We start from the raw sequence: 22,822 nt of genomic DNA, 5'->3' as shown, positions 1-22,822 counted from the left end.
AAGGAGTTCACCTCGCCATGCCCAGAAACAGCCTCACAGCCGCCGTAGCCCTCTGTCTGCTGGCCGCACCCCTCACCGCCTGCGCCGGCACCTCCGCCGCCTCCGACGCCAAGGTCGTCACCGTCTACAGCGCCGACGGGCTCAAGGGCGAGAACGGCGACGGCTGGTACGACGAGATCTTCAAGGACTTCGAGAAGCAGACCGGCATCAAGGTCGAGTACGTGGAGGGCGGCTCCGGCGAGATGGTGCAGCGTGCCGTCCGCGAGAAGACCAACCCGCAGGCCGATGTCCTGGTCACCCTGCCGCCGTTCATCCAACAGGCCGACGGGAAAGGGGTGTTGCAGAAGTACACCCCGGCGGGCGCCGATCAGGTGAGCGGCGCCGACAAGGCGGCGGACGGCACCTGGACCTCCGTCGTCAACAACTACTTCGGGTTCGTCTACAACAAGAAGCAGCTCACCCAGGCGCCCACCACCTGGGACGAACTCCTCGACGGCACGTACAAGAACAAGCTCCAGTACTCCACGCCCGGAGTCGCCGGCGACGGAACCGCCGTACTGATCAAGGCGATTCATGATTTCGGCGGGAAGGACGCGGCCCTCGCCTATCTGAAGAAGCTCCAGGCCAACAACGTCGGCCCGTCCGCCTCCACCGGCAAGCTCGCGCCCAAGGTCGACAAGGGTGAACTGCTCGTCGCCAACGGCGATGTGCAGATGAACTACGCCCAGTCCAAGACCATGCCGAACCTCGGGATCTGGTTCCCGGCGAAGAAGGGCGGACAGCCGACCACCTTCGCGCTGCCGTACGCGGCCGGACTCGTCACCAAGGCCCCGCACAGCGCCAACGGCAAGAAGCTCCTCGACTTCATGCTGAGCCGCACGGCGCAGCAGCAGGTCAGCGAGATCGGCGGTGGCTTCAGCGCCCGGCAGGACGTCAAAGCCACCGATGCCAACGCGATGGCCCTCACCAAGCTCATGGCCGGCGTCCAGATCTTCCAGCCGGACTGGACCGAGATCGACAAGAACCTGACCTCGTACGTCGAGTCGTGGCAGGAAGCCACCGGAAGCTGACCCGCTGACCCTGACCCCGACCGTCAGACGAGGTCCACGATGTCCGCGATGGAGTCCACGACCTTCGTGGGCCGGTACGGATAGCGGTCGAGGTCGGCCTTGGTCGTCAGGCCGGTCAGCACGAGGAAGGTCGTCATGCCCGCCTCAAGACCGGCCAGTACGTCGGTGTCCATGCGGTCGCCGATCATGGCGCTCGTCTCCGAGTGCGCGCCGATGGTGTTCAGCGCGCTGCGCATCATCAGGGGGTTCGGCTTGCCGACGAAGTACGGCTCCTTGCCGGTGGCCTTGGTGATCAGGGCGGCGACCGAACCGGTCGCGGGGAGGGCACCCTCGGGGGAGGGCCCGGTGTTGTCGGGGTTGGTGGCGATGAACCGGGCCCCGTTGTTGATCAACCGGATCGCCTTCGTCAGGGCCTCGAAGGAGTAGGTCCGGGTCTCGCCCAGGATCACGAAGTCGGGGTCCGAGTCGGTCAGTACGTAGCCCGCGTCGTGCAGTGCCGTCGTCAGTCCGGCCTCGCCGATCACGTACGCGGTGCCGCCGGGGTGCTGGTTGTCCAGGAAGGCGGCGGTGGCCAGGGCCGAGGTCCAGATGTTCTCCACCGGCACGTCCAGGCCGATCCGGCTCAGCCGGGCGTGGAGGTCGCGCGCGGTGTAGATCGAGTTGTTGGTGAGGACCAGGAACGGACGTCCCGTCTCGCGGAGCTTCTTGATGAACGCGTCCGCGCCGGGCACCGGGACGCCCTCGTGCATCAGCACCCCGTCCATGTCGGTGAGCCACGATTCGATGGGCTTGCGCTCTGTCATGGGTGGGCACTCCTGCGGTACGCGGGCATGTGAGGTGACCATGCTATGCACCTTCCGGCGCCGTCCCCCATACGGAGCAGCCGGGCGCGGCTGAGGATGCGCGCGTCCGTTCCGAGGAGGAGTCTCCAGATATCTGGAGGTTCACGATGGGCTCACTGAAAGTCACTCTCTGTGCGGGTGCGGCGATCTTCGCGGCGCTCACCCCGACGGCGTACGCGGCGGACGGAGGCGGCGTCACGGTGACCCCCGCCTCCCCGGCCCCCGGCGCCGATGTCGCGCTCAGGATCAGCGGCTGTGCCGGTACGACGGGCACGGCGGCGTCGGACGCGTTCGTCGCCGACGCCAAACTGGTCGGCGCCGCGGGCACCCTCGCCGGCGAGACCCGGGTCCGCGGCTCACTGGAGCCGGGCAACTACGACGTGAAGATCACCTGCGGGAGCGTGACGGTCAAGGGCGCCATCACGGTCGTAGAAAACGCGTCGCAGTCCCCGTCGGCGCCCCCGTCCACCCCCGCCTCACCCGTCGCCCCCGTCCACGCGGGCGGTGGCGGTACCGCGCACCTCGCCGCCGTGGACGCCCGCGCGGCGGGGCCCGGTACCGGGCACGCGGTGGTCGGGCTCTTGCTGGCCGGTGTCGCCGCGGCGGCCGTTGCGCTGCGCAGCGCCCGCCGGAGCCGTAGAGCGGACTGACCGGCGATGTTCGATCACGACCGACCTCCCGAGCACGAGCGTTCCTCCGGCACCGGACGGCTGTTGACCGGGGTGGCCTGGGCCGTTCTGCTGCTCGGGCTGTGGCTGTGGGGGCAGGACCTGACCGACATACGGCAGGGCATATCCGCGCCGACGACCGGCGACGTGGCGGCCGTAGGGAGGCCCCCGGAGGCCGAACTGCCGCCCGCGGCAAAGCCGTTGGGGGACGCGCTGCCCCAGCGCATCGACATTCCCCAACTGGCCGTGCAGGCACCGGTCGTGGCCCGCCCGCTCGACGCGCAGGGCGCGATCGACCCACCGCCGTTCGACCAGGCGGGCGTCGTCGGCTGGTACGGGAACGGGGTGCGGCCCGGGGCCGCCGGAACCGCGCTGATGGTCGGACACGTAGACACCGAGACCCGGCCCGCCGTCTTCTACAAGCTCAGCACGCTGCGCCCCGGCCAGACGATCCGCGTGATCCGCGACGACGGCAAGGTCGCCGAGTTCACCGTCGACGACGTACGCGTCCTGACCCGCGACCACTTCGACGCCCAACAGGCCTACGGCGTCCGGCAGTCGGGCCGCGCCGAACTACGCCTCATCACCTGCGGCGGCACCTTCGACCGCGCCAGCCGCAGCTACACGGCGAACGTGATCGTGTCCGCCTACCTCAGCGGAACCGGGGTGTGACAACCGAGCCCGGCCGACGACCTGCTTCCCCCCTGAAGCCGCCGACCGGGCTGGTCCTCAACCGCACGCGCACGGGTTGCGGGAGTAACCCGGCGAACGGCGCGGGAGGTCTGGAAAACCACTGGTGGAGGATGTCAACTGACCGGGGGCTGGGGCCGCTGGCAACGACTCTAGAACGAATGAGTGCCCGGGCCTAGGGGGCGAATGACGCCATGTCCCGGTGTGGTAGCTCCCTGTCATATGCCCAGGTGGTTCAAGGTTCTAGGAAGTCCTGTAACAGCCCGCCGACAACCCTCCAGGTGTTCTCGTGGGCGGCACGCCACGTATGTCACGATTGAGCCTTGGATCGGTACAGCCAAGGGGGAGTTGGATGTACGGCAGCCAGGGGACCCCGGTCCTCTTCGGCACGCGGGCGTCGGCGCTGGTCCTGGGGGCGGCACTGCTCGTCGCGGGGTGTTCCTCTTCCGGGGACGGGGACAAGAAACCCGACGTGAACGCGAAGATCACCCAGCAGCCCAAGGGAGCCGACCCGATCTGGGTCAACCCGGACACCAACGCGGCCCGGCAGGTCGCCGCCTACGCCAAGGCGGGCAAGACCGCAGACGCCGAACAGATCAGGAAAATCGCCGAACAGCCCACCGGCGAGTGGATCGGCCCCGAGAACCCGAAGGCGGAGGCGGAGGGCTTCACCGAGGCCGCCGACCAGGCCGGCCGCACCGCACTCCTGGTCCTCTACAACATCCCGCACCGCGACTGCGGCCAGTACTCCCAGGGCGGCGCGGGCGACGGCGACTCCTACCGCACCTGGATCGACGCGGTGGCCCAGGGCATCGCGGACCGCTCGGCGACGGTGATCCTGGAACCGGACGCAATCCTGCACCTGGTGGACGGCTGCACCCCGGCCCAGTACCAGGACGAGCGCTACGACCTCCTGAGCTACGCCATCGGCAAGCTCAAGTCCCTCAAGAACACCAAGGTCTACCTGGACGCCGGAAACGCAGGCTGGGGCCACCCCGACGAGATCTACCAGCCCCTCGAGCGAGCAGGCATCGCCAAGGCCGACGGTTTCGCGGTGAACGTCTCCAACTTCTACTCCACCCAGGACTCCATCGCCTACGGCAAACAACTCTCGTCCAAGGTCGGCAACAAACACTTCGTCATCGACACCAGCCGCAACGGCAACGGACCGTATACGGCCGGAGCGGCCGACGAGAACTGGTGCAACCCCCCGGGCAGGTCCCTGGGCGAAACCCCGACCACAAAAACGGCAGACCCCTTGGTGGACGCCTACTTGTGGATCAAACGCCCGGGGGAGTCGGACGGCGAGTGCAAGGGCGGCCCCAAGGCGGGCGAGTGGTGGGCGAGTTACGCACTGAAGCTGGCCAAATCTTCCAACTAGCGCCAGGCCCCACGCCCCTGCTTTTAGGGGCGCGGGGAACTGCGCGACCAGCCACAACGGACCCGCACCTAAAACACAACCCCTACGGCACCTTCACCCACAGCGCCTTACTCGGCGTCCCCTGATCGTCATCCACAAACAGCATGTACCACCCCGACTGCACCAGATTCCGATCCTTCGGCACAGTCACCGTGATCTTGTTCCCGGACGCCTTGAAGTCCAGCGCAATAGACCGCTGATCAACATCCGTCACATGCGTAGACGCGCTGGGCCGAATCAACCGCACCTTCTTGATAGAAGAAGCATGCTGCGAGGTGAACGTCCCCGACGCCCCCCGAGCGATCGACTCAGGCCCCCCGGAGAGATCCGGACGGGAATCCCGGTAAAGATACGGCGGCGTATAAATCTCGATCCGCTGCTCAAATACCCCCGGCTTCGTGTCCGCCTTGTCCGCATACAGCGGATTGGACCCGAAGAACATCACCCGCCCGTCCGGCAACAGAATCGACCCGGAGTGATAGTTCCGCCCCACGAGCGGATCGGCGACCTCCTCAAAGGTATTCGTGTCGGGGTGATAAAGCCGAGCCTGAAGGATGTCGGATTCGCCACGCCCCCGATAATCCTCGGACCCACCAGACACGAGCACCGTGTCATCGGGAAGGATCGACGTCTGCGGATACCGGGTCCCCTTCTCCAGTGAAGGCCCGTCCACGAACTTGGGATTGGCGTCCTTCAGATCGACCAGCCGAGTCTTGGCGGTCGACAACTTGGACTCACCGACCCCCCCACCCCCGATCACCATGTACTTCTCGTCCTGCGCCGGAGGCAACAACACGGTCGCCGAGGTCTCCAACATGTTCGGGTCACTGAGCCCCGGCACCTTGGTGAACGCGTTGGTGTCGACGTCCCAAATACCAGGATCACGCCCCACGTTGTCCGGCCCGTACCCCGCATTCGACCCCGAGTAGAACAGCTTCCCGTTCTCCATCAGGAACAGCGCCGGATACGTAGGGAACTGCCGCTTCGTCTTCGTGTACGTCCACTTCTTGGTCGCCGGGTCGAAGATCTCGTTCTTCCCCGGCACCAACTGCCCGATGTCGTCGAGCCCGGAAACACTGAGGATTTTCCCATCGCTCAGCGTCGTCAACGTGGGATACCACCGAGCCTCGTTCATCGGATCGACCTTGATGTACTTCTCGGCGACCGGATCGAACTCGTACGCGTTCTTGATCCCCTCGAAGTCCCGCTTGTCCAGGCCGAACTTGTTGCCGATGCCGTAGGTGTTCCGCTCGTCGGCGCCGGTCAACCCCTGGACGCTGTAGTTGTCCTGCGCGCCGGTCTCGTACTTGGTGCCCTCCTTCGGCGCCTCGACGACGACCCGGGCGTAACCGGGGTTGTTCCGCAGGAACTTGCCGGTCTTCTTGTCGAACACCTTTGTCGCGCGCGGGATCAGCGCCGAGTCCGTGGACACGAAGGTCTTGCCGTTCGCCTTGCCGGTGAACTTGGTGCCCTGGGGCAGTGTCATCGGCTTGTCGGGGTTCTCGTTGTAGAGAATCATGACGCCGCCGGCCTTCTTGACGTCACCCTTCAGCTTCTCGTACTTCTTGGTGCCGCCCGCGATGAGGATGTTGCCGTTGGCGAGCTGGGTGTGGCCCGTGCAGAACAGGTCGGCCGGCGTGGGGATCTTCTTGATGGTGCCCTTGACGGGGTCCCAGATCCGCGACTCGAACTTCTTGGCGTTGAAGTTGTCCTGGTTGTTTCCCGAGCCCGCCACGAGCAGCACTTTCCCGGTGTGCAGGAGCACCGCGTGGATGGTGTCCTGCCGGTACTCCTTCGGGAAGTCGATGATGTCCCAGTGCCCGTTGTCGGCTTTGTACTCGGGCTTGTTGATGACGTACTGGTGGTATCTCTCGGTCCCGAATCTGTACAGCCAGGGCCCGTTCATCCCGGCCAGGGCTAGTACGACCACCGTGCTGATCGCGAGTCGACGGGCACGGCGCCGGCCGGCTTCCTTCATTCCTTACGTCCCCCCAGTCCACCGAGCGCGATCTGCATGGTCTCCTCGCCACCGCCGCTGTTCGTGCCCGAGTCCGCCGCCACCCAACTGGGCTTCTGCTGCGGGGCATGCGAGACATGCGGGGCGTGCTGCGCCGGCAGCGGTTGCGGCGCCGGCGCGGAGCCCTGCGCTTCGGCCGGGGCGACGGGGGGCTTCTTCTTCTCCTGGCGCAGCATGTAACGCCAGGCGAAGATCGGCGACGCGGTGATCAGCAGCGCGACCGTGGCCCAGGTGATCATCGCCGGGTGGGAGTGCCCGTTCTCGAACCCGGCCAGCAGCGAGCCGCCGAAGATCAGGATGAAGAACCAGTGCACCCGGAACGTCCCGAACAGTGTGTCGGGGCTGGTCGAGTCGCCCTTGGGCGTGACCACGAACTTGCTCTTGCGGCGCAGCACGGCGTCGAGCAGCGAGCGGGCGTATATCGGCGCCGACAGCGCGGACATCACCATGCCGGCGACCCCGCCCGACCCCTCCGGCTCGTGCGGGGAGACGTTGTGCCGCCGGTTCCAGATGTAGAGGCCGATCTGCAGCGCGGACGCGTTGCCGTAGAGCATCAGCCACACCGTCGGGTCGATGTTCACGCCCGAGGCTCCGAGTCCCAGGAACAGGGCGCAACTCAGCGCGGCCAGTATCCAGTTGAGCGCGGACATCGGGTAGAAGATGATCATCATCGTGTAGTTGAAGAACTTCCCCGGCGGCATCGAGAAGAAGCCCTTCCAGTACTGCTTGAGGATCGTCTCGTACGTCCCCCGCGACCACCGGAGTTGTTGCGTGAAGAAGTCCGTCCAGGCGCTGGGTCCTTCGCCCACCGCGAGCACGTCCGGCGTGTAGACCGACCGCCATCTCCTGCCGGTGGCCGGGTTCTTGGCCCGGTGCATCTCGAAGCCGGTGGCCATGTCCTCGGTGATCGAGTCGTACAGGCCGCCGATCTGCTGAAGTGCCTTGATCCGTACGGCGTTTGACGTGCCGACGAACATGGGTGAGCCGTAGCGGTTGCCGGCGCGCTGGATCAGGGCGTGGAAGAGGAACTGTTGCGACTCGGCGGCCTTGGTGACGGGGCCCTCGTAATTGCCGTACACCTGCGGGCCGATGACGAAGCCGACGTCCGGGTCGCGGAAGAAACCGAGCATCCGCTCCAGGTAGTTGGGCAGCGGGACGTGGTCGGTGTCGACGGAGGCGAAGTAGTCGTACTCGCTGCCGTGCGCCTCCAGCCAGGCGTTGTAGTTGCCGTGCTTGGTCTTCGCGCGGTGCGGGCCCTTGGGCCGGTTCCACTTCTCGACTCCCTTGCGGGTGAAGTGGTGCACGCCGAGCCGCCCGCACACGGCCTTGACCTCGGGATCGTCGCCCTCGTCCAGGAGCCACACGTGCAGAAGACCCCGGTGCCGCAGCCGTACGGCCGCCTCCAGGGTCTTCGTGACCATCTCCAGGGGTTCCTTGCCGGGCACGAACGTCGTGATGAACGCGACTCTCGTGCCGGTCTCGGGCACCACCGGGATCGGGTCGCGGGCGACCAGCGTGGCGTGCGCGTTCGACAGCACGTTCATGCAGCGGAAGAACTCGATCAGGCCGATCGCGACCAGCATCACGATGTCCAGCGCGGGCAGGAAGTCGTAGGCGGGATAGTCGCGTTGGGTCCAGTGCTCGGGCTGCATCAGCCAGCCCAGCAGCACCAGGGACAACAGCGGCGCCGCGCTCAGCATGAGCGCGGCGCGGACGCGGTGCGTCTCCTGCGACAGCAGCGACCGGTACTGGACCTTGTACGGCTTGTCCGGGTCGGGCTGTGTGAGGGGTCCCGCAAGGCGGCTGTAGTGCTCGTAGTCGTATCTCGGAAGCGTGTTCTTGATCCGGCGGAAGCTGCCGGTCCGGTGACCCGGGACTCTGAGTTCGGTGGTTTGTGACGGGTCGAAGCCCTGTCGGGCGCCCGTCGGCGTCGACGTCATGAGTCATCCCCCCACACGCAGATGAGCGCGTGTTTGTTTGTCTCGGCCGCCCGTCAGGGTCCCCCTCGACTCTCGACGGGCGTGTCAGTGGTGGCCACAGTCACCACACAGTCCGCTCACAAAGACATGCGACTGCGACCGTCCGGTTGCAAGATGCCCCCTCCGACATCTGTTCCTCGCCGGGGCCCCTCCTCCCCGCGAAACCGCGCAACCGGTTCCGTACCCCCTCAACTGCCGTGTACCGACAGCATCTTCAAAACCAGGGTTCTACGGTGCTCAGCTTGATCGCAAGACACGAAACGCGCTGTTTACCGGTCATACGCGTTCATTGGGGCGCCTGTGGGGATCATGTGGAGCCGTTGTGGACAACCTTGTGCGCACGTTGTCGAAGTGTTTCCGTATGGCGCTCTCGGCACGTTTCGCATCCCCGGACCGGACCGCGTCGAGGATCTCCCGGTGCTGGCGGCAGGTGACCTCGGGGTCCTGCGGGCCGGTCGCGAGATCGGTGTGGACGCGGTGGAAGGCGTCCCAGAAGGCTTCCAGGACCTCGCTGAGCAGCGCGTTGTCCAGTCCCCGGTACAGGGTGGCGTGAAAGGCGCGGTCGGTGGCCGCGAGCCCGACGCCCTCGGCGGCCTCCTGCTCCATCCGGCCCACCAGCGCGTCCAGTTCGACGAGGTCCCGCTCGGGCAGCCGTCCCGCGAGCCGGGCGACGAGCCCCGACTCCACCGCCTCCCGCAGTTCGAGCAGCTGGAGCAGACTGTCCTCGCCCCGGTAGTGCCCGACGACGGTACGGAACGCGAGCCCCTCGACCATCGGCGCGAGCGACATCGGGCCGACGTACGTCCCGAACCCGTGCCGGATCTCGACGATCCCCATCGCCTGCAGCGCCTTGAGCGCCTCTCGCACCGAGTTCCGGCTCGCGCCGAGGAACACCATCAGCTCGGGCTCGGTCGGCAGCGGGGCCCCGGAGGGCAGCCGACGGTCGAGGATGAGCTTCTTGATCCGCTCCTGCAGGTCACGGGCTGCCATGGCCAGAGGGTATCCGGCCAAACGGGGGGAGAGCTGTGTTCCGCCCGCACGGATGTTCCGCCCCCGCGGATCACACGCCCACGCAAAAGGCCCTCCGCGCTGCGGAGGGCCTTGCTGTCTGTGCGCCGCCAGGGACTCGAACCCCGGACCCGCTGATTAAGAGTCAGCTGCTCTAACCAACTGAGCTAGCGGCGCCTGCTGACCTGCACAACTCTACCGGACGCGGAGGGGTGCTCCCGACCACCGGCCCGGGAGCGCGGAACGGGCTTGTACATCATTCGGACCGTCAACATGCGAGTCCGGAAGACAGTTGAGAAACTGGCGGACGTGCACGAGCGCGGATATTTCCACCTGGAGTGTGAGGGGCATCGCATGGAGACTCCGGTATTCGAGGAATTCGATCCCGCGAGCGATTGCGACTGCCCCGGATGTGCTTACTGGCGGCGCGTACTGCCCCATTCCCCGACTGGCCGCACCGGCGGTCACCCCACGACCCAGCGGGTCCTCGTCGTGGCGGCCGCCGCGTCCGCCGCCCTCGCCGCCGGGCACGCCCTGCCGGCCGCGGCCGCCCCGTACGCTCCGGCCCGCCCCGGCGTCCCCGCAGGTGACACGGGTGACGAGCCCGCCACCCCGCAGGGGAGCAAGGCCCCGCTGCACGGCCCGAGCGGGAAACCGGCGAAGCCGGCCGGTGCGCTCAAGGCGCCCGCGACCACCCGCGCCGAGATCATCAACCGGGCCAAGACATGGATCGCGGCGCAGGTGCCGTACAGCATGAACGAGTACTGGTCCGACGGTTACCGGCAGGACTGTTCGGGGTTCGTGTCGATGGCCTGGGGTCTGCCGGGGAACGAATGGACCGGCAGTCTCGACCAGTACGGGGTGCGTATTTCCAAGGAGGAACTGCAGCCCGGCGACATTCTGCTGTTCCACAATCTCGCGAACCCCGAGAAAGGCTCGCACGTCGTCATTTTCGGCGGCTGGGCCGACTACACGCACACCTACTACATCGCCCTGGAGGAGACCCCCTCGCACGCCCGCCGCCAGTCCACGCCGTACGCGTACTGGAGCCACTCGGACAACTACCTCCCCTACCGCTACAAGGGCCTGACCCAGAGCGCGGCGGAACTGCCCCCGACGGCCGACCCGCTGCCTCCGGTGACCCCGGCCGGCGCGGTCACGCCGAAGACGGTGTATCCGGGAGCGGCGTCTTTCGGCCCCGGCGCCAACAACAAGTACGTCACCCAGCTCGGCACGATGCTCGTCGCCCGGGGTGCGGGCGCCTACTACACCGCGGGTCCCGGCCCGGTCTGGTCGGACGCGGACCGCCGGGCCACCCAGGCGTTCCAGCTGGCCCAGGGCTGGACCGGCGCGGACGCGGACGGCCTGCCGGGACCGCTGACCTGGGAACTGCTCGTCACCGGCAAGGGCAAGAGCATCGGCGGCACGGTCGTGGGAGCGGCGGGCCCGCCCGCCCCCGCCTCGCACGGCGTCCCCGGCTACCCGGGCCGGGGCATGTTCCGCCCCGGCGCGACCAACAAGTACGTCACCGAGCTCGGAAAGCAACTGGTCAAGAAGGGCTTCGGCAAGTACTACACGACCGGTCCGGGACCCCGCTGGGGCGAGCCGGACCGCCGCAACGTCGAGGCCTTCCAGCGCGCCCAGGGCTGGCGGGGCGGCGCGGCGGACGGCTACCCGGGCCCGGAGACCTGGCGCCGGCTCTTCTCGTAACCCCGCTCATCACCCCGCTCATCACCCCGCTCATCACCCCGCTCATCACCCCGCTCATCACCCCGCTCATCCCCACCCGTTGTGACGCATCTGGCGCGGAGGCTGGAGGCAACCGTGAGTACGACGACCACTTCACAGACGCCCGAGAACGAAGAGCCCGTGGGGCCGCCCGAGGGACAGACCCGTCCCGCGCGGCTCATCCAGAACGAGGCGACCACCGAGATCCCCGTCCACCTGCTGTTCCGCGACGACCCCGACCCGGTGTCGGTCCCGCTCAGGCCCGCCGTCGTGGCGCGTCGGCAGGGCACCGGTGAGCAGCCCCGCTTCCGCCGCCCGGTCCCGGCCAAGCCGCGCCCGGCCCCGGAGGTCGACCCCGACCTGGTGGAGCGGCCGGCCCGGGTGCTGCCCGGCACGGCGGGCGTGCTCGCCGGCACCTGCGGACTGGCCGGCTGCCTCGCCACCTCGTGGTGGGCGGGCGTCCTGCCCCCGCTCGCGACCGAGGCCCTACGACTGCCGTTCTACGCCGGTGCCGGACTCGGCCCCGCGCAGTGGGCCGCGTACGCCGGGGCCGGCGCGCTCGGGCTGTTCGGCTTCGGCGGGCTGGCCCGGGGCCGTACCGGACGGGCCTGGGTGCTCGGTCTGTTCGGCCGGTACCGGGGGACCGTGCGGCGCACCGGGCTGATGTGGGTCAACCCGCTGCTGCTGCGCCGTCGCGTCGACGTACGGCTGCGGCACTGGCGCAGTGAGCCGATGCCGGCGGCGGACGCGAACGGGGTCGCGCTGCGGGTCGTCGTCCTCGTGGTGTGGCGGGTGCGGGACACCGCGCGGGCCACGCTCGGGGTCGAGGACCACGAGACGTATCTGCGCGAGTGCGTGGAGGCGGCGCTGGCCCGGGTGCCGGTGGAGCTGCCGGGCGGCGGCGCGAAGGGCGCGGCCGACCTGGCGGTCGACGCGCTGTCCCGGCTGGTCGCGGCGGACTCGGCGCCGGTCGGCATCGAGGTGTTCTCGGTGCGGCCGGTGCGCGTCGAGTACGCCCCGGAGGTCGCCGCGGCGATGACCCGCCGCCGTATCGCCACGCTGGACGCGCAGCAGCGGGCGACGATGCTCACGTCGGTGGTCGACTCCGTGGAGGACACGGTGACGCGGCTGACCATGCGGGGGTTGGTGGAGCTGGACGACTACGAACGCAAGGTACTGGTGAAGGACTTGACGGTCGCGTTCTGCTCGGGACGGGGAGAAGCCGCGCCGTGAGCGGTATGGACACGGTCAAGTAAGGGCAATAATCTGGGACTTGGTCTAGACCTGCACGGCTCACGGAACTCCCCACACGTTCTCCAGGAGCGGCAGCATGCGCAAAAAGACCAAGTGGTACGCGGGCGTGCTCGGGCTCACCATGGCCGGGGCCATCGTGCTCTCGTCCGGGGCCGCGAGCAGCCACGGCTACACCGACCTCCCCATCAGCAGGCAGAAGCTCTGTGCCAACGGCACGGTGACCAACTGCGGCGACATCCAGTACGAGCCGCAGAGCGTCGAAGGCCCCAAGGGCTTCCCGGCGGCAGGCCCCGCCGACGGCCAGATCTGCAACGGCGGGATCAGCCGCTTCGCCCAACTCAGCGCACCGAAGGCCCCGTCGGGCGCCGCCTGGCCGACGACAAAGGTGACGGGTGGTCAGTCGTACACGTTCCGCTGGCAGTTCACGGCGATCCACGCGACGACGGACTTCAAGTACTACGTCACCAAGGCGGGTTGGAACCAGACCCACAACCTGGCCCGCTCGGACCTCAACACCACCCCGTTCCTCACCGTCCCCTACAACGGCACGCGCCCCTCGTCGTCCACCATCTCGCACACCGGCACCCTCCCGTCCGGCCTGACCGGCCACCACGTGATCGTGGCGGTGTGGACGATCGCGGACACGACCAACGCGTTCTACTCCTGCTCGGACGTCACTTTCTGAGCATTGCTTGAGGCGGTACGGCATCCCCCGGGGGTAGGTTCCCTCCACCAAGCGGCATCTGACCTCGGGGGACACCATGGAAGCACTGTTCTACCTCGCACCACTCCTGATGATCGCCCTGGCGGTGTTCGGCGCGATCACGGTGATCCGCCGGTCGCGGGCGGTCAACAGCGCCTGGAGTAGCGGGCTCACGGCCGAGGCCCGCTGTCTGCGGACGTACACGACGACCAGCGGCGGCGCCGGCGACACCATGGTGTCGACGTCACTGCACCACGTCTACGAGTTCACGACACGCGAGGGCCGGACCGTCCGCTTCGAGGAGCGGAACGGGCCCGGGACGACCCTGGAGGGCGACATCGTCACCGTGCACTATGCGGCGGACAATCCCGAGCGGGCCACCGCCCACGCCCCGGCCCGCGGGAAGCTCGCGGCGGGGACGGGCTGCGTGCTGGCGTTCCTCGGCGTGTTCGTCACCTTCTGCCTCCTCTTCATCGTCGTGGCCCACGAGATCTTCAGGGTGACGGACGACTTCTTTCCGTAGCCTCCACATCTGACGGTACGTCAACTACCGTGCGCCTCCATGGAGTCCAGGAGGCGTACGACCGTCGCGGAACTCGTGCAGGCGCGGTGGGGCGACCACCGCCCCGGGCTGTGGTGCGAGCAGCAGGTGCTCACCCACCACGAGGTGGCGGCCGGCGCCGCGGCCAGGGCGGCCCTGCTGACCGACCTGTTACCACGAGGCACCGCACCTCATGTCGGCGTGCTGCTCGACAACACCCCTGAATATCCCCTGTGGTTGAGCGCGGCGGCCCTCGCGGGCGCGGCCGTCGCCGGTATCAACCCCACCCGCCGAGGCCCCGAACTGGCCCGCGACATCCTGCACACCGAGTGCCGGGTCCTCGTCACCGAACGCACCCACCTCCCCCTCCTCGACGACCTCCAACTCCCCGGCGTACGACTCCTGGTGACAGACACTCAGTCCTACGACGACCTGCTCGCCCCGTACGCGGACGCGCACCCTTCCGCCTTCGCCCACGCCACCCCCGACGACCGCATCCTGCTCTACTTCACCTCCGGTTCCACCGGCGCCCCGAAGGCCGCGATCTGCACCCAGGGCCGCCTCGCCGCCGCCGGGCGCTCACTGGTCGACAGCTTCGGGGTCCTCCCGGACGACGTGCACTACATCTGCATGCCGATGTTCCACGGCAACGCGGTGATCGCCGACTGGGCACCGGCGCTGGCGGCCGGGGCCGGGGTGGCGCTGCGCCGCAGGTTCTCCGCCTCACGCTTCCTGGACGACGTAAGGACCTGCGGGGCCACGTACTTCACCTACGTCGGCCGTGCCGTGCAGTACATCCTGGCCACCGGCGAACGCGCCGACGACCGGGACAACCCGCTGCGCATGGGCTTCGGCACGGAGGCGGGGGCGGTGGACGCGGCGGCGTTCGAGCGGCGGTTCGGGGTGCGGCTGGTCGAGGGGTACGGGTCCTCGGAGGGCGGGGCGGCGGTGCAGTGGTCGCCGGGGACACCGGCCGGGGCGGTCGGGCGGGCGGCGCCCGGTCTCGCCGTACTAGATCCGGAGACGTGTGCGGAGTGCCCGCCCGCGGACTTCGACTCGGCCGGCCGGCTGCTCAACGGGGAAGCGGCGATAGGGGAGTTGGTGAACCGCGGTGCCAACCCCTTCGAGGGCTACTGGCGCAACCCCGAGGCGGACGCCGAGCGCCGCCGTGAGGGCTGGTACTGGACCGGCGACCTCTTCTACCGCGACACCGACGGCTACCTCTACTTCGCCGGCCGCACCGACGACCGCCTCCGCGTCGACAGCGAGAACCTGGCCGCCGCGATGATCGAGAACATCGTCGCCCGCTACGAGGGCGCCGACGCGGTGGCGGTGTACGCGGTACCGGACCCGGTGACTGGCGACCAGGTCATGGCGACGATCGCCGGCGACTTCGACCCCCTCGGCTTCGCGGAGTTCCTGCTGGCCCAGCCGGACCTCGGGACGAAGATGGCGCCACGGTTCGTACGGGTGGTGCAGCGGATGCCGGTGACGGCGACCAACAAGATCCACCGGGCGGGGCTGCGGCGCGAGGGCGTCCGGTGCGCCGATCCGGTGTGGTGGCGGCCACCGGGGGAGACGGTCTACCGACGCCTGACCCCCGAGGACGCCGAAGGGCCCCTCGTCGGAACGAGGGGCCCCGTTTGAGGGGGTGTGGGTGGCGGAGCCCCCACAACGCGCGGCGAAGCCGCGCAGACACGACGATGGCGGCTTGTGTTCGCGCTTTCTGCGAACACAAGCCGCCATCGTCATCGTGCGCCGCCAGGGACTCGAACCCCGGACCCGCTGATTAAGAGTCAGCTGCTCTAACCAACTGAGCTAGCGGCGCATGCCTCACGCCTTCCGCTGGATCGGTGTCTCGCGGAGGGCGACGAGAAAATACTACCTGGTCCGGGAGGGTGCTCCGAACCACGTGCTAGATCGCGAGAGACAGCAGCACGGGACCCGCCCCGCGGTTCAACGTGTCCGCCGCTTGGCGGAGGCGGTGGGCGTGCTCGACCGGGAGGGAGAGGGCCAGGCAGCCCACCGAGGAACCGGCCGTGATCGGGACGGCCGCGCAGACCGTGCCCACCGCGTACTCCTGGAGGTCGAGGTGGGGGACGGTCGGCGGCTGGCTCTCAAGGCGGTTGAGAAGCAGCTTGTCGCTGGTGATGGTGCGCGAGGTGAGGCGGGCCATCTTGTGCCGGGAGAGGTGGTCGCGGCGGCCGTTGTGGTCGAGCTGGCCCAGCAGGCTCTTGCCGACCGCGGTGGCGTGCGCGGAGACGCGGAAGTCGACCCACTCGTTGACCGCGGGCGCGGTGGGCCCGGCCGCGTACTGGGTGATCGTGACCTCGCCGTCGACGTACCGGCTGACGTAGACCGCCGCGCCCAGGGAGTCGCGCAGCCGGTCGAGGGTCCGCTGGATCTGTTCGCGCACCGCCAGCTCGCGGCCGACCGCGGAGCCGAGGCGGCTCAGTGCCTCGCCGGTGACGTAGGCGCCGTCGGTGAGCTGCTCGACGTAGCCCTCGCGGCGGAGCATCCGCAGGAGTGCGGTGAGGCGCTCGGTGCCGACGCCGGTGAGGCGGGCGAGTTCGGTGTCGGTGACACCGGTGGAGTGGGCTGACACTGTCTCCAGGACGCGCAGCGCGTCCTGTGCCGAATGGTGGGGAGCGGTCGGCTCGTGCATCAGCGCCACGGTGTTTCTCCCTGCGCTCGCTTTTTGGGCCGTGATACCGGACAGCGAATCCTCTCCACGATAACCGGCAAACGGCCGATGTGGAGCGGCTGTTGGCGAGATTGTGGCCCCCTTGATGCCCTCCCAGCTGCGGCGCGGGCCTAATGGCATATGCCATAGGAATGCCACGTGACGTGGACCTTGGGTGTTCGATCGTTCACTTGCCGTAGTTGAATAATTGTCAAAGAATCGCGCCGAGAAATTCCCGGGTGCGCTGATGTTCCGGATCGCCGAAGATCCGCTCCGGCGGGCCCGATTCGATGACCTTTCCGGAGTCGAACATCAGAACCTGGTCGGAAATGTCCCGGGCGAAATTCATCTCGTGGGTCACACAGAGCATGGTGATGTCGGTGGTGCGGGCGATGTCCCGGAGCACGTCGAGCACGCCCGCGACCAGCTCCGGGTCCAGCGCGGACGTCACCTCGTCCAGGAGCAGCACCCGCGGCCGCATCGCCAGCGCCCGCGCGATCGCGACGCGCTGCTGCTGGCCGCCGGAGAGCTGGGTCGGGCGGGCGCCGGCCTTGTCGGCGAGGCCGACCAGGCCGAGCAACTCCAGGGCGCGCGCCTCCGCTTCGTCCCTGGGCATGCCCAGGACGGTGACCGGTGCCTCGGTGATGTTGCGCAGCACGGTCATGTTCGGGAACAGGTTGAACTGCTGGAACACCATCCCGATCTTCTTGCGGATCTCCCGGACCTGCTTCTCCGGCGCGGGGTACAGCCGCTCCCCGTCGACGGTGATCGTCCCCTCGTCCGGCTCGGTCAGGGTCATCAGCAGCCGCAGGATCGTGGTCTTGCCCGACCCGGAGGGCCCGATCAGGGTGACGTGCTTGCCGGACTCCACGGAGAAGTCGAGGTCGTCGAGCACGGTGTTGGACCCGAAGCGCTTGGTGACGTGGTCCAGGCGGATCAGCTCGCTGCCGTCCACCGGCGGGTTGGCGTGGGCGTCGAGGTCCTTCGTCAGGGGCGTGTCAGCGGACAAGGCGTCGCTCCAGGGCTCGGATCAGCAGGGAGGCGGGGTAGGAGATGACGATGAAGGCCACCCCGATCACGGTGATGGGCTCGGTGAACTGGAAGTGCTGCTGCGAGAAGAGCCGGGCCTGCCCCAGCAGCTCCAGCACGGTGATCGCCATCAGGATCGGGGTGTCCTTGAGCATCGCGATCACGTAGTTGCCCAGCGCCGGGACCACCCGGCGGATCGCCTGCGGCAGGATCACCGCGGTCCAGGTCCGGCGCACCGGCAGGTTCAGCGCGGTCGCCGCCTCCCACTGGCCGACGGGCACCGCCTCGATACCCGCGCGGTAGACCTGCATCGTGTACGTCGAGTAGTGCAGCCCGATCGCGAAGACACCGGTGGTCAGGGCGGAGAAGGTCAGCCCCCACTCCGGCAGCACATAGAAGAGGAAGAACAGCTGCACCAGCAGCGGGGTGTCCCGTACGAACTCGGTGACCACCCCCACCGGCCAGCGCACCCAGCGAGATGGGGTCCGCATCAGCAGCGCCCACACCAGCCCCAGCCCGAACGAGATCAGCGACCCGAAGAGCAGCGCCTGAAGACTGACCACCAGGCCGTCCCAGAAGTACGGCATGAAGTCGCTCACGGCGTTCCAGTCCCAGGTCACGAGACCCCACCTCCGACACCCACGGCCCGGACCCGCTGGGACTCGGTGCTCGCGGGCCCCTTGCCGATCCCGGCCTTCAGCTTCTTCTCCAGTCCGCGCATCAGCCGGGTGAGGGTGAAGGCGATCACGAAGTAGATCAGCAGGACGTACGTGTAGATCTCCGCGCTCTGCTGCAGCGCGAGCCGCACCAGGTTGGCGCTGAAGGTCAGATCACCCATGCCCATGACCGACACCAGGGCGGTGCCCTTGAGCAGTTCGACCAGCAGGTTGCAGAAGGACGGGATCATCTCCGGCACCGCCTGCGGCAGCAGGATCAGTCGCATCCGCTGCCAGGGCGTGAAGCTCAGCGCGACACCACTCTCCTGCTGCGCCGGGTCGACCGCGCTCAGCGCCCCGCGCACGATCTCCGAGCCGTACGCCCCGTAGGTCAGGCCGAGCGCGAGCGTGCCCGCCCACAGCGGGACCAGCTGCCAGCCGAAGGCGACCGGCAGCACGAAGAACACCCAGAAGATCATGACGAGGGCGGAGGTGCCGCGAAACACCTCGGTGTAGAAACCCGCGAGGAAGCGGACGATCCACAGCCGATGGGTACGGGCGATGCCGACGACGAACGACACGGCGGTCGCCAACAGTGCGCTGAGGGCGAGGAGTTGGACGGTGGTCCAGATCCCCTCGATGACGAGTTCCCAGAGTCCTGAGGTCATCCGCCGCAGAGCTCCTTCGCGGTGAGGTCCGTCATCTCGGCCCTGGTGAACCCGAAGGGCCGCAGGATGCGGAACAACTCCCCGCTCTTCTTGAGCCGTTGCAGCTCGACGTTGAAGGCGTCGCGCAGCTTCGTCTCGGTCGGCCGGAACGCGAACGCGCCCCCGTCGATCCGCGGTTTCCCGTCGACGAGCGGCGCGAAGGGCCGGGTCGACTCCGCCTTCGCCGACTTCTGCACGACGGCGCGGGTGGTGAGCGCCGTGCCGGCAAAGACGTCAACTCGCCCTGCTTCCACGGCGTTCAGCCCGGCGACCTGGTCCGGCACGATCAGGATGTCGCCCTGCTTGTACCCGGCGTCGACGGCGTGCTGGATCTGCGCGTACCCGGTGCCGGTGGCGAACTTCGCCTTCTTCGTGACGACGTCCTTGTAGTCGTGCAGCCCCTTCGGATTGCCCTTGCGGACGACGAACGCGTCGAGCACCTGGTAGTCCGGATCGGCGAAGACGACCTGCTCACAGCGTTCCGGGGTCACGTACATCCCGGCGGCCACGACGTCGAACTGCTGCGAGTTCAGCCCCGGGATGAGCGAGCCGAACTCGGTGGGCACGGGCTGCACCTTGTCGACGCCGAGCCGCTTGAAGACCGCCTTCGCCAACTCCGGTGCCTCACCGGTCAGTTGACCGTCCTTGTCGATGTATCCGAACGGGATCTCACCCGCTATTCCCAGCCGTACGACGCCCTGCGCCTTCAGCCGGCCGAGGAGATCACCGCCGCTCGTGGTCGACACGGTGGCCACACGGCTGCAGCCGGCCGCGCCCAGCGCACCGGCCGCCGCCACCCCGGCGAGCACTGCCCGACGGGTGTGACCCGGCGTGTGACCGGATGTGTGTCTGTCGTTCCCATGTGGTGGAGCCATGGGCGCGCAGCTACCCGACCGCATCCGGGTTATGCACCCTGGAAGGCATGACGGATCACTTCATCGAGGTCTCACTCGCAAAGCGGAACGTCCACTGCCGGGCAAAACTGCTGGTAGACCGCGCGCCCCTGACCTGCGCGGCCATCTGGAACGCACTCCCGCTCGCCGGCGACGTCTACCACGCCAAGTACGCCCGCAACGAGATCTACGCCCTTTTCCCGCCCTTCGCGGAAACGGAACCCCTGCTGGAGAACCCCACGGTCACTCCCATACCGGGCGACCTCTGCTATTTCGCCTTCGCCGGCACCGAACTCGGCACGAAGGCCTACGGCTACGACCGCGAGGTCGGCCCCGGCACGACGGTCGTCGACCTGGCCCTGTTCTACGAACGCAACAACCTGCTGCTCAACGGCGATGTGGGCTGGGTGCCGGGGATCGTCTGGGGCGAGGTGGTCGAGGGGCTGGCGGAGATGGCGGAGGCGTGCAACGACCTGTGGCGGTCGGGGGCGGCGGGGGAGACGCTCAGCTTCCGGCGGGTCTAGGCCGTCGGCGGGACGGCCTCGTCCAGCGCGTGCGCCGCCCGCAGCACCAGGTCGTCCCGATAGCGCGCCCCCACGATCTGCATCCCGATCGGCAGCCCGTCCCCGTCGCTCCCCACCGGGACGGTGGCGGCGGGCTGCTGGGTCAGGTTGAAGGGGTACGTGAACGGGGTCCAGCCGGTCCAGCGGCGGTGCCCGGCGCCTTTGGGCACCTCAACTCCCGCCTCGAACGCGGTGATCGGGAGGGTCGGCGTGACCAGGAGGTCGTAGCGCTCGTGGAACAGGCCCATACGACGGCCGAGTTCCATGCGGACGTCCACCGCCGCCAAGTAGTCCAGGGCCGAGAAACCCGCCCCCGTCGCGCAGATCTCCCGCAGCCCGGGATCGAGCAACTCCCTTTGCTGCGGCGCCAGTTTCTGGGTCACCCGGGCCGCCCCGCTGAACCACAGGGTGTGAAAGGCGTCCACCGGGTCCGTGAAGTCGGGGTCAGTCTCCTCGACGTACGCGCCGAGTGCGGCCAGCCGCTCCACACCCCGCCGTACTGCCGCCGCGACCGCCGGACGCACCGCGACCTGCCCGCCGAGGGAGAGGGAGTACGCGATCCGCAGACCCCGCACGCCTTTCGTGAGCCCCTCCGTGAACGAGATGGGCGGGCGGTCGAGGCCTGACCAGTCGCGGGCGTCCGGTACGCCGATCACGTCCAGCATCAGCGCCGCGTCCGCCGCGTCCCGGGTCATCGGGCCGACGTGCGACAGCGTGCCGAACGCGCTCGCGGGATACACGGGGACCCTGCCGTACGTCGGCTTCAGTCCGAAGATCCCGCAGAAGGACGCGGGGATTCGGACGCTGCCGCCGCCGTCCGTGCCGAGCGACAACGGGCCCGCGCCCAGGGCAATGGCCGCCGCGCTGCCGCCACTTGAACCACCCGCCGTGCGCGCCGGGTCGTGCGGGTTGCGGGTGATGCCGGACAGCGGGGAGTCCGTGACACCCTTCCAACCGAACTCCGGGGTCGTCGTCTTGCCGAGGAACACCGCGCCGTGCTCGCGCAGCCGGGCGACGGAGGGCGCGTCCTCGTCCCAACTGCCCTGCTCGGCAATAGTCCTGGAGCCGCGCAGGGTGGGGGTGCCGCGCTGGAGCAGGATGTCCTTGACGGTGACCGGTACCCCGTCCAGCAGCCCGGCCGGCTCCCCGCGTCGCCAGCGCTCCGCCGACTCGGCCGCCCTCGCCAACGCACCCTCCGCGTCGAGCCGTACGAACGCGTTCACGGCGGGCTGGATCTCCTCCGCCCGTTCCAGGGTCGCGCGGGTCGCCTCCACGGGACCGAACTCCCTTCTGCGGTAGCCGTCGAGGAGTTCCACGGCGGTCAGCTCGGTGAGTTCGGTCGTCATCCGGCCCTCCAGAGTGGGGAGTTCAGTGCCCTGGTACGTACCCGCGCTTCTTGTCGACCACGTTCGGCAGCGGCTTGCCCGCCTCCCATCTCTCGTACGCCGCCACGAACTGCGCGCCGAGTTCGTCCCGCCAGCCGACCGTGTCGCCGCTCATGTGCGGGGAGACGATCAGCCCCGGTACGTGCCACAACGGGCTGTCGGGGGTGAGGGGTTCGGCCTCGAAGACGTCCAGGGCGGCGCCCGCGATCCAGTGCTTGGTGAGGGCCTCCGCGAGCGCGTTCTCCACGACGAGTTGGCCCCGGCCCACGTTGATGAAGCGTGCCGAAGGCTGCATGCAGCCGAAGCGGCGGGCGTCGAACATGCCGCGCGTGTCGTCGGTGAGCGGTGCCGCCGAGATCACCCAGTCGGCGCGGGCCATCAGCCGGTCGAGTTCGCCGGGGCCGTGGATGCCGGTGCGCGGGGTGCGGCCGACGAGCGCGGTCGTCACGCCAAGTGCCTTGAGGGTACGGACGATTGCCCGCCCTATCGGTCCGGAGCCGACCACGCACGCGCGGGTTCCGGCCACCCGCTGTGCCTCGCGGTGCCGCCAGGTCCGCTCCCGCTGGAGGTCCAGCGTCCTCGGCAGATCCTTGGCCATCGCGAGGACGAGGGCGGCGACGTACTCGGCGATCGGCTGGTCGAAGACGCCGCGCGCGTTCGTCACCACCGTGTCGGAGTCGGCGAGTTCGGGGCACATCAGGTGGTCCACGCCCGCGCTGGCGGTGTGTACCCAGCGGGGGCGCGGGCCCTCACCGGGCCAGGCGGCGCGTACCGCGTGCGAGGTGAAGTCCCACACCAACAGGACGTCGGCGGAGGGCAGTTGATCCGCGAGCGTCGACTCGTCGGCGTGGGCGATCCGTACCCGCCCGGTGAGCTTCCCGAGGCGGGGGAGCGGGTCGGCGTCCAGGACGAGAACGGTGGGCAGGGCGGCGGGAGTTGCGGTCATGCGGAGCCGTTTCTCGCGGGAAACAACCGGGTGCGGCCGT

The 22,822-nt window shown here is 68.6% G+C and carries 21 protein-coding genes and 2 tRNA genes; 10 read left to right on the top strand and 13 right to left on the bottom strand.

The genetic code is table 11. The features are described from left to right. The first annotated feature begins 17 nt into the window (after positions 1-17). Complete coding sequence (locus tag OO70_RS47315; protein ID WP_043686817.1) at positions 18-1,070, top strand: 2-aminoethylphosphonate ABC transporter substrate-binding protein; 1,053 nt, start codon at positions 18-20, stop codon at positions 1,068-1,070. A gap of 23 nt (positions 1,071-1,093) precedes the next feature. On the opposite strand, the gene OO70_RS47310 is transcribed toward OO70_RS47315, so the two are convergent. Then, a complete protein-coding gene (locus OO70_RS47310; RefSeq protein ID WP_043686815.1) occupies positions 1,094-1,873 on the bottom strand; it encodes an HAD-IIA family hydrolase in 780 nt (259 codons plus the stop codon). Positions 1,874-2,019: 146 nt separating this feature from the next. Here OO70_RS47310 and OO70_RS47305 point away from each other — a divergent pair, with 146 nt between their 5' ends. From OO70_RS47305 to OO70_RS47295, 3 genes are all read left to right on the top strand, one after another. Continuing rightward, positions 2,020-2,562, top strand: coding sequence for a hypothetical protein (locus tag OO70_RS47305; RefSeq protein ID WP_043686812.1), 543 nt, complete (start codon positions 2,020-2,022; stop codon positions 2,560-2,562). 6 nt (positions 2,563-2,568) lie between these two features. Next, positions 2,569-3,252 carry a class F sortase gene (locus OO70_RS47300; protein WP_043686809.1) on the top strand — a complete coding sequence of 228 codons (684 nt, stop codon included), beginning with the start codon at positions 2,569-2,571 and terminating at the stop codon, positions 3,250-3,252. 370 nt (positions 3,253-3,622) lie between these two features. Continuing rightward, a complete protein-coding gene (locus tag OO70_RS47295) occupies positions 3,623-4,651 on the top strand; it encodes a glycoside hydrolase family 6 protein (RefSeq protein ID WP_043686806.1) in 1,029 nt (342 codons plus the stop codon). A gap of 82 nt (positions 4,652-4,733) precedes the next feature. Here the strand turns inward: OO70_RS47295 and glxA are convergent, their stop codons facing one another. The 4 genes from glxA to OO70_RS47275 all read right to left on the bottom strand — a co-directional run bounded on the left by glxA (position 4,734) and on the right by OO70_RS47275 (position 9,871). After that, positions 4,734-6,668 (bottom strand): radical copper oxidase GlxA, encoded by a 1,935-nt coding sequence (glxA, locus tag OO70_RS47290; RefSeq protein WP_043686803.1) that lies wholly within the window; start codon positions 6,666-6,668, stop codon positions 4,734-4,736. Continuing rightward, a complete protein-coding gene (locus OO70_RS47285) occupies positions 6,665-8,647 on the bottom strand; it encodes a glycosyltransferase family 2 protein (protein WP_043686800.1) in 1,983 nt (660 codons plus the stop codon). The genes glxA and OO70_RS47285 overlap by 4 nt, the downstream gene beginning before the upstream one ends. Positions 8,648-8,962: 315 nt before the next feature. Beyond that, positions 8,963-9,676: a FadR/GntR family transcriptional regulator gene (locus tag OO70_RS47280; RefSeq protein ID WP_043686797.1), complete on the bottom strand. Its 714-nt coding sequence runs from the start codon at positions 9,674-9,676 to the stop codon at positions 8,963-8,965. Positions 9,677-9,797: 121 nt separating this feature from the next. After that, positions 9,798-9,871 (bottom strand) — tRNA-Lys (locus tag OO70_RS47275). A gap of 177 nt (positions 9,872-10,048) precedes the next feature. Here OO70_RS47275 and OO70_RS47270 point away from each other — a divergent pair. From OO70_RS47270 to OO70_RS47250, 5 genes are all read left to right on the top strand, one after another. Then, entirely contained in the window at positions 10,049-11,404 is a 1,356-nt protein-coding gene (locus tag OO70_RS47270) for a peptidoglycan-binding protein (protein ID WP_043686794.1), read from the top strand. 114 nt (positions 11,405-11,518) lie between these two features. Further along, positions 11,519-12,655: an SPFH domain-containing protein gene (locus OO70_RS47265; RefSeq protein ID WP_043686791.1), complete on the top strand. Its 1,137-nt coding sequence runs from the start codon at positions 11,519-11,521 to the stop codon at positions 12,653-12,655. Positions 12,656-12,752: 97 nt separating this feature from the next. After that, a complete protein-coding gene (locus OO70_RS47260) occupies positions 12,753-13,361 on the top strand; it encodes a lytic polysaccharide monooxygenase auxiliary activity family 9 protein (RefSeq protein ID WP_043686788.1) in 609 nt (202 codons plus the stop codon). A gap of 76 nt (positions 13,362-13,437) precedes the next feature. After that, on the top strand, positions 13,438-13,902 hold the full coding sequence (locus OO70_RS47255) for a DUF3592 domain-containing protein (protein WP_043686785.1): 465 nt from the start codon (positions 13,438-13,440) through the stop codon (positions 13,900-13,902). Between the two features lie 39 nt (positions 13,903-13,941). Beyond that, complete coding sequence (locus tag OO70_RS47250) at positions 13,942-15,567, top strand: AMP-binding protein (RefSeq protein ID WP_043686783.1); 1,626 nt, start codon at positions 13,942-13,944, stop codon at positions 15,565-15,567. 107 nt (positions 15,568-15,674) lie between these two features. Here OO70_RS47250 and OO70_RS47245 read toward each other — a convergent pair. The 6 genes from OO70_RS47245 to ehuB all read right to left on the bottom strand — a co-directional run bounded on the left by OO70_RS47245 (position 15,675) and on the right by ehuB (position 19,870). Continuing rightward, positions 15,675-15,748 (bottom strand) — tRNA-Lys (locus OO70_RS47245). An 87-nt stretch (positions 15,749-15,835) separates the two neighbouring features. After that, positions 15,836-16,594: an IclR family transcriptional regulator gene (locus OO70_RS47240; RefSeq protein ID WP_043686781.1), complete on the bottom strand. Its 759-nt coding sequence runs from the start codon at positions 16,592-16,594 to the stop codon at positions 15,836-15,838. Between the two features lie 220 nt (positions 16,595-16,814). Beyond that, positions 16,815-17,612, bottom strand: a complete 798-nt coding sequence (gene ehuA / locus OO70_RS47235) for an ectoine/hydroxyectoine ABC transporter ATP-binding protein EhuA (protein WP_043686779.1) — start codon at positions 17,610-17,612, stop codon at positions 16,815-16,817. After that, positions 17,602-18,252, bottom strand: coding sequence for an ectoine/hydroxyectoine ABC transporter permease subunit EhuD (gene ehuD / locus OO70_RS47230; protein WP_043686777.1), 651 nt, complete (start codon positions 18,250-18,252; stop codon positions 17,602-17,604). Before ehuD ends, ehuA begins: the two co-directional genes overlap by 11 nt. Next, entirely contained in the window at positions 18,249-18,956 is a 708-nt protein-coding gene (gene ehuC, locus OO70_RS47225) for an ectoine/hydroxyectoine ABC transporter permease subunit EhuC (protein ID WP_043686774.1), read from the bottom strand. Before ehuC ends, ehuD begins: the two co-directional genes overlap by 4 nt. Continuing rightward, positions 18,953-19,870, bottom strand: a complete 918-nt coding sequence (ehuB, locus tag OO70_RS47220) for an ectoine/hydroxyectoine ABC transporter substrate-binding protein EhuB (RefSeq protein ID WP_043686771.1) — start codon at positions 19,868-19,870, stop codon at positions 18,953-18,955. Before ehuB ends, ehuC begins: the two co-directional genes overlap by 4 nt. A 47-nt stretch (positions 19,871-19,917) precedes the next feature. Here ehuB and OO70_RS47215 point away from each other — a divergent pair, with 47 nt between their 5' ends. Then, the gene (locus OO70_RS47215) at positions 19,918-20,412 is read left to right on the top strand and encodes a DUF3830 family protein (protein WP_043686769.1); all 495 of its coding nucleotides are present in this window, start codon (positions 19,918-19,920) and stop codon (positions 20,410-20,412) included. Here OO70_RS47215 and OO70_RS47210 read toward each other — a convergent pair. Both OO70_RS47210 and OO70_RS47205 read right to left on the bottom strand, forming a co-directional pair. Next, a complete protein-coding gene (locus OO70_RS47210) occupies positions 20,409-21,797 on the bottom strand; it encodes an amidase (RefSeq protein ID WP_043686766.1) in 1,389 nt (462 codons plus the stop codon). The two genes, OO70_RS47215 and OO70_RS47210, sit on opposite strands and share 4 nt — an antisense overlap. A gap of 22 nt (positions 21,798-21,819) precedes the next feature. After that, positions 21,820-22,782, bottom strand: coding sequence for a D-2-hydroxyacid dehydrogenase (locus OO70_RS47205; RefSeq protein WP_043686764.1), 963 nt, complete (start codon positions 22,780-22,782; stop codon positions 21,820-21,822). Between the last annotated feature and the right edge of the window lie 40 nt (positions 22,783-22,822).

This window comes from Streptomyces xylophagus, assembly GCF_000716435.1.
Classification (GTDB): Bacteria; Actinomycetota; Actinomycetes; order Streptomycetales; family Streptomycetaceae; genus Streptomyces; species Streptomyces xylophagus.
The sequence above is the reverse complement of the archived record's forward strand: the minus strand, read 5'-3'. Positions and strand labels throughout refer to the sequence as shown.